This window comes from Cupriavidus sp. 05N40 (genome assembly GCF_056397305.1).
Window position 1 is genome coordinate 1 of the sequence record NZ_JBFTND010000259.1, and the last position, 8817, is coordinate 8817.

The 8817-nt window shown below is 61.9% G+C and carries 12 protein-coding genes and 4 pseudogenes; 9 read left to right on the plus strand and 7 right to left on the minus strand.

The features are described from left to right. The 3 genes from AC1DO7_RS36530 to AC1DO7_RS36540 all read right to left on the minus strand — a co-directional run. A partial coding sequence (locus tag AC1DO7_RS36530) for an arsenate reductase/protein-tyrosine-phosphatase family protein (RefSeq protein WP_477117241.1) occupies positions 1-193 on the minus strand: 193 nt, incomplete at its 3' end. 9 nt (positions 194-202) lie between these two features. Then, complete coding sequence (locus AC1DO7_RS36535; RefSeq protein WP_441623501.1) at positions 203-685, minus strand: ArsI/CadI family heavy metal resistance metalloenzyme; 483 nt, start codon at positions 683-685, stop codon at positions 203-205. Between the two features lie 2 nt (positions 686-687). After that, positions 688-1017 carry an ArsR/SmtB family transcription factor gene (locus AC1DO7_RS36540; RefSeq protein WP_441623503.1) on the minus strand — a complete coding sequence of 110 codons (330 nt, stop codon included), beginning with the start codon at positions 1015-1017 and terminating at the stop codon, positions 688-690. Between the two features lie 532 nt (positions 1018-1549). Here AC1DO7_RS36540 and AC1DO7_RS36545 point away from each other — a divergent pair. From AC1DO7_RS36545 to ybgF, 7 genes are all read left to right on the plus strand, one after another. After that, positions 1550-1771 carry a hypothetical protein gene (locus AC1DO7_RS36545; protein WP_441623505.1) on the plus strand — a complete coding sequence of 74 codons (222 nt, stop codon included), beginning with the start codon at positions 1550-1552 and terminating at the stop codon, positions 1769-1771. Positions 1772-1964: 193 nt separating this feature from the next. Further along, positions 1965-2225 (plus strand): H-NS histone family protein, encoded by a 261-nt coding sequence (locus AC1DO7_RS36550; RefSeq protein ID WP_441623507.1) that lies wholly within the window; start codon positions 1965-1967, stop codon positions 2223-2225. A gap of 423 nt (positions 2226-2648) precedes the next feature. Further along, a complete protein-coding gene (locus tag AC1DO7_RS36555) occupies positions 2649-3470 on the plus strand; it encodes a PDDEXK nuclease domain-containing protein (protein ID WP_477117242.1) in 822 nt (273 codons plus the stop codon). Between the two features lie 45 nt (positions 3471-3515). Beyond that, positions 3516-4055, plus strand: a complete 540-nt coding sequence (locus AC1DO7_RS36560; RefSeq protein ID WP_441623511.1) for a SixA phosphatase family protein — start codon at positions 3516-3518, stop codon at positions 4053-4055. Positions 4056-4387: 332 nt separating this feature from the next. Next, entirely contained in the window at positions 4388-5524 is a 1137-nt protein-coding gene (locus tag AC1DO7_RS36565; protein WP_441623513.1) for an H-NS histone family protein, read from the plus strand. 175 nt (positions 5525-5699) lie between these two features. Further along, positions 5700-5948 (plus strand): H-NS family nucleoid-associated regulatory protein, encoded by a 249-nt coding sequence (locus tag AC1DO7_RS36570; RefSeq protein ID WP_441643610.1) that lies wholly within the window; start codon positions 5700-5702, stop codon positions 5946-5948. A 77-nt stretch (positions 5949-6025) separates the two neighbouring features. Next, positions 6026-6784, plus strand: coding sequence for a tol-pal system protein YbgF (ybgF, locus tag AC1DO7_RS36575; RefSeq protein ID WP_441623516.1), 759 nt, complete (start codon positions 6026-6028; stop codon positions 6782-6784). Positions 6785-7069: 285 nt separating this feature from the next. Here the strand turns inward: ybgF and AC1DO7_RS36580 are convergent. After that, positions 7070-7498, minus strand: a pseudogene (locus AC1DO7_RS36580) (Tn3 family transposase); the annotation flags it as partial. Between the two features lie 6 nt (positions 7499-7504). Here AC1DO7_RS36580 and AC1DO7_RS36585 point away from each other — a divergent pair. Further along, positions 7505-7774: pseudogene (locus AC1DO7_RS36585) on the plus strand (TetR/AcrR family transcriptional regulator); the annotation flags it as partial. A gap of 43 nt (positions 7775-7817) precedes the next feature. On the opposite strand, the pseudogene AC1DO7_RS36590 reads toward AC1DO7_RS36585, so the two are convergent. Next, positions 7818-8036: pseudogene (locus AC1DO7_RS36590) on the minus strand (Tn3 family transposase); the annotation flags it as partial. A gap of 4 nt (positions 8037-8040) precedes the next feature. On the opposite strand from AC1DO7_RS36590, the pseudogene AC1DO7_RS36595 reads away from it, so the two are divergent. Further along, positions 8041-8199, plus strand: a pseudogene (locus AC1DO7_RS36595) (ISKra4-like element ISBte1 family transposase); the annotation flags it as partial. Between the two features lie 308 nt (positions 8200-8507). On the opposite strand, the gene AC1DO7_RS36600 reads toward AC1DO7_RS36595, so the two are convergent. Both AC1DO7_RS36600 and AC1DO7_RS36605 read right to left on the minus strand, forming a co-directional pair. Beyond that, positions 8508-8696: a DUF2798 domain-containing protein gene (locus tag AC1DO7_RS36600; protein WP_477117243.1), complete on the minus strand. Its 189-nt coding sequence runs from the start codon at positions 8694-8696 to the stop codon at positions 8508-8510. Continuing rightward, positions 8605-8817: hypothetical protein (locus tag AC1DO7_RS36605; protein WP_477117244.1), on the minus strand; the 213-nt coding region annotated here is incomplete at its 5' end. The genes AC1DO7_RS36600 and AC1DO7_RS36605, both read right to left, overlap by 92 nt.

Consider the following 8817-nt stretch of genomic DNA (forward strand, 5'->3'; position numbering starts at 1 on the left):
GCCCCGCTGTATCCAGTCCATGGCGCGCCAGTGCCGCCAGCGCGAAGGGATTGACCACGCCTGTCGGGTGACTGCCGGCGGAATAGGCGCGAAAGCGGCCCTTGCCCAGATGGTTCATCAGCCCTTCAGAGAGGATCGACCTTGCCGAATTGCCGGTACCGATGAACAGCAGGTTGTAGATCTTTTCGCTCATGGTTGGCCCTTAGCAGCAAGAAGGTTTGGACGTGACCGCGATACCGACGGGCTTTCCCTTCGGGGCTCGCGGGGCGCAGCATGCGGATTGCGCCGACGCGGCCTCGACCTGCCGGGACTCCCCGTACACCGGCACGCTGCCAAGCGTGTGGAAGTGTTCCCATGCGATGCCTTGCGGATCGGTGAGCCAATACTTGTCGCTGCGGGCATAGCAGCAGCTCGTCTCGCCTTCGTCGAGTCGCGCCATGTCGGCAGCCTCGGCACGCGACTTCAGCTCCGACAGTTCGGCGGCGCCGTCGGTCTGGAATCCCAGGTGGTCCACACCGGGCTGCGCACCGCGCGCGGAAATGGCGAAGTTCACGCGCGGGTCTTCGAGCATCCATTTCGCGTAGTCGTCCTTGACGACGCTTGGCTCGGCGGCAAACAGCGCGGAGTAATAACGGATGCTGGCCGACAGATCGGCCACGCTTACGTGAACGTGGAAGCGCTTCATGATCAGGACTCCGAGGTAACGGAACAGCCGGTGAGCGGCGAGCACAGATTCCCGCCGCAGCAGTTCTCTGTGAGATAGCCAATCAAACCATTCATGGTCTCGAAGCGAGCCATGTAGATGATGGATCGGCCGTCCTGGCGGCTGGCGAGCAGGCCGGCCCGGTGCAGTTCCTTCAGATGGAAGGACAGCGACGACGCCGGCATATCCATGAGTTCGGCGATGCGACCAGCGGGCAGGCCCTCTGGTCCGGCCTGCACGAGCAGGCGGAACACGGCCAGGCGGACGGCGTGAGCGAGCGCGGCAAGCGCGCCAAGTGCGGCATCTGTTTCCATTATTCGAATGTAGTCGAATAATGGAAACCGTGCAAGCTTTGCTACTGCTTGAGAAGACCGATCGGGGCTCACGCTAGGTCAGCGCGGCACCCGTATCGGCAGAAACTGCAGAGCGCTGCACTTCGCTTCGAACGGCGGTAACCAACTGACCTTCGGTCATCCCTCGGCTGCCCATCGACGGACTGAAACTGGCCGGCAAACGACCGCTAGCCGGCCAACCCTCTACAGGGCGAGCTGGAGGCCGCGCGCCAGGCCCTCGCGGCTGCCCAGGCGCGTCAGGAGGAAGGTACGCGTCAGCTCGCAGCGCTCGAGCGGCAACTGCAGGAGCTACGTACCCAATTCTCGACCGAGTTGGAGCACACCCGCGAGCAGGTCGCCGTGGCCCAGGAGCGGGCCAGCGCCACCGAACGCCGTGCGCTGCGCGAGATCGACCAGGAACGCACACTGCGCCAGAAGGGCGAGCAGGCGGCGGCGGACCTGCGCACAGAACTGGCGGCCGGGCAGGCGAGGGCGCAAGACGCCGCCGTGGCCAGTGCTGCAGGCCGAGCGCGACACGCTCGGCGAGCAACTGGCGCAGACCCAGCAGGCGCTCGGACAAGGGCAGGCGGCACAGGACGGGCTGCGGGCCGAACTGGAAGCGGCGTTGCGGCGCGCCGAGCGCGCCCAGGCCGAAGCCACCGCGGCGCGCCGCCTGGTGCCGGCCCGGCGTCGGGCGCCGGTGGCGCGCACCAAGTTCAGGCCGGGGCCGGCTTGAGGACGGCCCCCGGAAGGGGTCGGATGGCATTTATCCACCGCGCACGGGGACAAGCCTGTGGACAAGCCGAGCGGCGGCCGAGTGCCGACGGCGTCAACGGAATTGATTAAAATTTAAGCAAAGAGAGCGGGCCACGCCTTCCCGGCGACGCCACGCCGGATCGCTCGCCTCCCTACATCTGTTCACCAACACCATGTCGATTGAAATCGAGCGCGCCGAAGCAATTACCTGGATCCGCATCCAGATGGCCCAGCACGGCCTGACCCTGGCCCAGCTGCAGGCGGCCGGCTGTTTTACGGAGCCGCCACCGGCGACGGTGCCTGGGGCGGTGCGCTATCGCAACGCGCACGGGCAGGGCTGGGACGGCCAAGGTGCCATGCCGGACTGGCTGCAGCGGGCGGTCAATGCGGGGCAGAGCGTGGAGCATTTCCGGGTAACCGCTACGAAGCAATAGCTGACCACTGCCGCAGAGCCAAAAACCAGAGAAGGGCCCCGGGCAGAAGCTTCGCCGGCAGCACGCACTGCTAGAATCGTGCGAGGTTCTAATAGGAGGCGCTGCTGCAGAGGCCAAGGTGCCGCAGCATCTGCCGCGGGAAGCCATGACGTCGGTTGTTTAGTGCCGGTAACCCGCTGAAAGCGCCCCGGCTTTGCACGGATGATCAGCTTGGCCTCAGCAAGGCAAGCGCGGGATCTTTCAGCCACAGCGTGACGGGTCCAGGATGCTCGAGATGCCGGACTGATGCAGCGTGGCCAAAATCAACGGCTGTAGAGATGAGAGAATGAATCGAAGGCACTTCATATTGAACGGCCCCCGCAAAGCGGGGCGAGGAATACAGCGCGCGGGCCATCTGCACAACAACTGCGTGGACCATTTGCGATGACGCGCAAACGAGTCACAACCCAGGTCCCGGAGGTGGTAGTGCCACAGGGGCCCGTGGTGAATGCCGACGCGCTTGCCGGGGACATCCGGCGCCYCATTAGCGAAGCCCGTGCGGGGCTTGCCGTCACGGTCAACGCGACATTGACGATGCTGTACTGGCGGGTCGGCCAGCGTATCCGCTCGGAAGTACTGGGCGGGGAGCGTGCCGAATACGGCGAGCAGATCGTCGTTTCTCTGTCGCGGCAGTTGGAGGCGGAGCATGGTCGTGGCTTCAGCGCCAAGAATTTGCGGCATATGCTGCGCCTCGCCGAGGCTTTTCCGTGCGAGGACATTGTCTACGCACTGAGTAGACAATTGAGTTGGACCCACCTCCGCAGCCTGATTTACATAGATGACCCACTCAAACGCGAGTTCTACCTTGAGATGTGCCGCAACGAGGGCTGGAGCACTCGCACTCTCCAAGACCGCCTGGACTCGATGCTGTTTGAGCGCACCGCATTGTCCCGCAAGTCGGATGAGCTTTTAGCGGCCGCCGACAAAGGACAGATGGAACTCTACCTGCGCTGGCTCGCCAAGCATGAGCAGGAGCCTGGGGAAGCGCCGCCGCTAGGCATCATCCTCTGCTCTGGCAAGAAACGCGAGCACATCGAGTTGTTGGAGCTGGACCAGACTGGCATTCATGTCGCTGAATATTTGACCGAACTGCCGCCCCGGCAACTGCTGGAGCAGAAGCTCCATGAGGCCGTTGCCCTGTCGAAGGCTAGGCTCGCGAATCGCGCCGACGACACAGGCGACGAGCTCGAGGCGGATGCGCACTGACCCACAGACCGGGTTACTTGGTTTGAACGGACTCAGGTTGASGGCATGGATCTGTTGGCCATCGCTATCATTGAGGGGTCACCCTCTTTCGGCTCGATCATGAAAACTCTGTTTCTTGTGCGGCATGCCAAATCGAGTCGCGATGACCCGTCCTTGCCCGATCGGCAGCGTCCGTTGGACGATCGCGGCCGCCGTGACGCGTCCAAGATGGGCAAGCGCCTGGCTGATCGCGGGGTGGAGCCCGATCTGCTCGTGTCGAGCCCGGCGTTGCGTGCGCTGACCACGGCACAACTCATCGCCGACAAGATTGGCTACAAGCGCAAGGACATCGTCGTCGATGAACGCATCTACGCCAGCAGCCCGGACAAGTTGCTTGCCGTGATCTGCGCACTCGACAACGGGCTAGACCGCGTGATGCTCGTCGGCCACAATCCAGAGTTCACCGACCTCGCGCACCGGCTATCGAGCACAATCATCGACATGCCCACTTGCGCCGTCGTCGAGTTCCACTTCGATGCAAAAGCGTGGGCGGATGTCGCGGAGACCGGCTCGGCGAGGGTGAGGATGGACGCTCCGAATAGATAGTTCAGACTTCGTCGCTTCGGCCGGTGGGCTTGCGAACCGTCGCATATTGCACTGGAATCAAAGCTACCCCATCTTGGGCGCGCGCAAGACGCGCACTTCAACCGTGTGTGCCAGGCGAGGGAAGCCGACGAGACCTTCCAGCCTCTCTGTTACGCCGGGCCCGAGGACGTCGAATACGACGAGTCGGCAGAAAGGTCCCGAAGTCGTACGGCGTTGATTGGGCGCGAGAATTCGTAAGGAAGGCTTGGCGCAGGCGAGAAGCGAACGACACGCAAGAGACAAGGTCTCACCGTCCATGGGATAAGGAAGCGTCTGCACGTGCAGTGACTTCAATGAAGGAGAACGAATTGGCCCCAGAGCAAGTGGTTGAACCCGTTGTCGCGAGCAATGCGACGGACGGACTTGGTCAGATGGAGCTTCCCATCGCTGAGGCGATGCGCGACGCGGATCCCGTCATTGGTGAAGCCAGTGATGCATGCGTCGGTAGTGGCAGCGTTGACACTCAGACCCGACGTTTGGACTTCTGGTCCACAAGCCAGGATAGCGGCCCGACGGCGACCGTGTCATATCGGCGCCGGCGGCCTTACACAGCCCCGGACGCTTCAACGGAAGACGTGGCACCGGAAGAATCGATGGAAGCCACCGCCTCGGAAGCGACCACTGAAGCCGTGGCCGAAGCTCCGGTTGAAGTCCTGGCCACGGACGAACCGACGGAAGCTGCCGCCCAGGACGAACTGGCCGAAACGGCCGCCCCGGTAGCACCGCTTTACGCCCCAGCTCCGGAAGCTGCGCCGGAAGAGACGTGGGCCCCGAAGCGCGGTCGGAAGCCGAAAGCGCTCACCAAAACTGCCGCTGCGGAAGCTGCGCCGGAAGAGACGCGGGCCCCGAAGCGCGGTCGGAAGCCGAAAGCGCTCACCGAAACCGCCGCTCCGGAAGCTGCGCCGGAAGAGAGGCGGACCCCGAAGCGCGGTCGGAAGCCGAAAATCCTAGCTGAAGTTGCCGCTCCGGAAGTCACGACTCAAGAGACCCCAACCCGGAAGCGCGGGCCGAAGCAGATTGCACTGCCTGGAGTGGAGGCTGCCCCGGAAGCGCCGACTCAGAAGACGCAAACCCGGAAGCCGCGACAGGAGCAAAAAGCGCCTACCGCAACTCAAAGCCCGTCCAAATCCTCACTGCTCGCTCAACTGGCATCTGTCAATGCGCAACTTGAGCAGTTGCGAGCCACGGAAGTGCCAAAGGTCGTGGAGGAAATCCAGCAGTTGATGCAGGATTACGACCTCAGCATTGAGGACATTGCGGGCAAGCCCAGTGTTGAGCCCGCTGCCCGCGCTGTGCCGACCAAGACGAAGGCCGCGCCGCCTCCGAGGTACCGCAACCCCAAGACGGGCCAGACCTGGTCGGGGCGCGGTAGGGCTCCCGCGTGGATTGGCAAGAAGCCCGAGCGTTTCCTAATCGATCTCTTGTACTGAACGACAGGTTGGCGGGCGCGGCCGGTCCGCCCCTATTCTGCCTAGCAAACTCGGCAGGCCGGAAGTTCGGCGGCCACTGCGTAGGAAGACCAAGGGGAAGAGCCGGGCAACGAGCCGGGGGCAGCGGCGCTGCCTAACAATCAGGACGAAGGCAACGACAGCAGTGACGGCAGCGATGACAGCAAAGACTGAGCGGGCTGACGCGATCCGCTGGATCCAGACGCAGATGGACGACTACGGGCTCACCCTCGAAGAGCTCGACGCGGCGGGGTGCTTCGCGCCGCCACCGCCCGCACCACCGGCGCCGGTGGTTTGCTATCGCAACGCGGAAGGGCTCAACTGGGACGGGCAGGGCGAGATGCCCTCGTGGCTCAAGCGCGCGGTCAATGCGGGGCAGAGCGTTGAGTTTTTCCGGGTTGGATAGGGGCGCCGATGCATTCGGCCCGCTGTCCAACGGCGATGTGACCAGGGCTAACCGACACAACCCACGACGACCCATTTATGAAAGTACGCGTTTTTACCCTGTTGTGGCTCGCCGCCATGGCGAGCGGCGGTATGCTGCCACCCACGCAGGCACACGCCGGCGTGTTCGACGATGAGCAGGCGCGCAAAACGGTCATCAACCTGCGCGACCAGTTCAACAGTTTCCAGGCGACGGCTACCCAGCGCATTGAGCAGAACAGCCGCACCACACTCGACCTGCAGAACCAGCTCGAAGGCCTACGCCAGGAAGTCGCGCGACTACGCGGCCAGAACGAAGTGCTGCAGAACACGGTGGCGACGCTGCAGAAGCAGCAGAAAGACTATTACGCCGACCTGGATGCGCGCCTGAAGAAGTTCGAGCCGCAGCACGCTTCGGTCGAAGACCACCAAGGCACGTCGCAGCCGGGCGAGAAGCCCGAATACGACGCCGCGCTCAAGCATTTCCAGACGGGCGATTTCAAGAGCGCCGGGAATTCGTTCTCGTCGTTTATCAAGAAGTATCCGCAGAGCCCGTACCTGCCGCTGGCGCAGTACTGGCTCGGCAACTCGCTCTACGCGCAGCGCGACTACAAGGGGTCCACCTGGGTGCTGCAGAAAATGATCCATGCCAACCCGACGCATCCCAAGGTGCCGGACGCCATGATCGCGGTGGCCAATAGTCAGCTCGAGTCCGGCCAGAAGGATGCCGCGCGCAAGACTCTGGAACAGGTGGTGGCCAAGTATCCAGGTACCGAAGGCGCGCGTGCGGCGAGCAACCGGTTGAAGACGCTGAAGTAAGTGCGGGTCAGTTCGCGCCGGCCGTTGAGGCCGGCGCCCGGAAGGTGGTGCCCTGGTAGTGGCGGTCGCCCTTGGTCTGCAGGAAATAGCACTTCTTATCACTATGGCGACAATTTCCGGAAAACCTGTACGCCGGGACTTCCGCCCCGGCGACCGGCTTAGATGCGCGTGATGGGCAATCCGCCGGTAACGGCCGCGATCACGCTGTCGGACAGCACATTAACCGTCATTTGCACGCCCACGATGGGGTCATCGTGGTGCTGCGCGACCCCCTGCGCCTTCGCCCAGGCGAACCCGCATCATGTCGGGGTAGTGTCGATGGATCAGGTCCCAGTCGATGGACTGGCGGCACAAGCGCTCGATATGTTCATATCTGCGACACCGATCCGCTTTGTATAGCACCAGATCTTTGATATTGCGCATGCGCGGCATCAGGTTGATGCCCAGCAGATAGGACAGACCAAACACTGGGCCGCTCTGCGCCTGGGTGTCGCCGTGAATGGTATCCGGCTGGATCTCAGAGCCATTTCTGATGAGCCCGTCCAGGATGTACACCGCCTCATGCACGCCGCACGGAATGAAGTTGCTGAAGAGCGCGATATACATGTCGGAGACATGATAGTAGCCAATTCCGCCGTATCCGCCATAGCGGATGTGATACTCCGACAGCAGATTCTGCTCATAGAGGTTCCACTTCGTTCCATCCGCGGAAGCGATTACCTGGCCGACTACTTCGACCCCTTTGCCATGGAATTCGTCAGGACGATCCGCAATGCCCTGCCAGGCAACGGAGCCAGCTATGCGCACTGGGCCTATCTGTTTGCCGTGGGGGCGCTGGTAATGAGCGTGTTCGACAGCCGCATCGAGCGTATCTCCGGTGGCGAGGTCAAGGCAGGCGACGTGCGACGGAAGTCCGAGTACCTGGTGACTTTCATCGCGGCGGGGATTCGCGCCGGTACAGGGCCGAAGTCGTCGACGCGTTGGAGGTAGTCGAGGCTTGGCCGGGATTCGCAAAAAATCCGCCGCATCTCCGCTAAGCTGCTGATTTGAATGCGAAATCGATTGATGGATCGAGTGGCGGTACGCGCCGCTGCAAGTCGAGCAGGTAATCTCCGAACCGGTTGATATGCTCGCGGCGGTACGGCGACAGGGCCTTGAGCATTTCGGCGTTCACCGGGTGCCCGCGTTCCTGCAAATCCTTGAGCTTGCGCGACATCCACTGAACGTTGTGGAGGATGACCATGTTGGCGACCTAACTCCTTGGCAAGCTCGAGGAGTTCATTGTCTACTTGGACAACAACCGGCACTTCATCGTGAACTACGGTGACCGCTATCGACATGGCGAGCCCATTGCCTCAGGTTTTGTCGAGTCAGCCGTCAACCAGGTGGTCAGCAAGCGGTTCGTCAAACGGCAGAACCGCCACTGAACAGGCCACCGCTACTTCAGTGTGCCTCTCCCCTCCAGCACAAAGCGACAATGCGGCCATCCATCACCGCAACATGGAACATATCTGGAAGCAATGATGCGTTGTCCATCAGGCCACATTCGTGTAGTACCCCGTGGTAATCGTGGGCAGGTCCGTCCGCAGTAGTGGCGGAGCGAATCTGTAAGGCTCGAATCATTGCTGCTCTGGCGTCCGACGAAGAAACTTATCCGTAATGTATTTACTTAATAGATGTTGAGCACACGATACCGCAACGTAGTTTTAGGGACAGGCCGGTATTAGGTAATACCGGTCAGACGATCCGTTATTCTTCGAATGAACGGCGCAGCAAACACCACCACGGGCAACATCGCAGCCCAGGACAGCAGCCACAATCTAGCCCAGTGCATCATGAAATTCCCGGTTTCCCAAAACGGAAAACTTGCAATGCAGGCGGTAATACCGGTCGTCAGGCAAGATTGGACGATTCCGTAGATAAAGTGACCGTGGCGTTTTGCAGCTCTTGACATTGTATTGAATAATGCGACGGTTCAAGCTATTTTCAAAAAAAGCCCGGATACTTAACGTAATATCCGAGCTTCCTTCAGG

What these genes read in the sequence shown, in the direction of transcription:
- AC1DO7_RS36535 (WP_441623501.1), bottom strand. Translation starts at nt 685, where the DNA reads ATGAAGCGCTTCCACGTTCACGTAAGCGTGGCCGATCTGTCGGCCAGC.
- AC1DO7_RS36540 (WP_441623503.1), bottom strand. Translation starts at nt 1,017, where the DNA reads ATGGAAACAGATGCCGCACTTGGCGCGCTTGCCGCGCTCGCTCACGCC.
- AC1DO7_RS36550 (WP_441623507.1), top strand. Translation starts at nt 1,965, where the DNA reads ATGTCGATTGAAATCGAGCGCGCCGAAGCAATTACCTGGATCCGCATC.
- AC1DO7_RS36560 (WP_441623511.1), top strand. Translation starts at nt 3,516, where the DNA reads ATGGATCTGTTGGCCATCGCTATCATTGAGGGGTCACCCTCTTTCGGC.
- AC1DO7_RS36565 (WP_441623513.1), top strand. Translation starts at nt 4,388, where the DNA reads ATGAAGGAGAACGAATTGGCCCCAGAGCAAGTGGTTGAACCCGTTGTC.
- AC1DO7_RS36570 (WP_441643610.1), top strand. Translation starts at nt 5,700, where the DNA reads ATGACAGCAAAGACTGAGCGGGCTGACGCGATCCGCTGGATCCAGACG.
- ybgF (WP_441623516.1), top strand. Translation starts at nt 6,026, where the DNA reads ATGAAAGTACGCGTTTTTACCCTGTTGTGGCTCGCCGCCATGGCGAGC.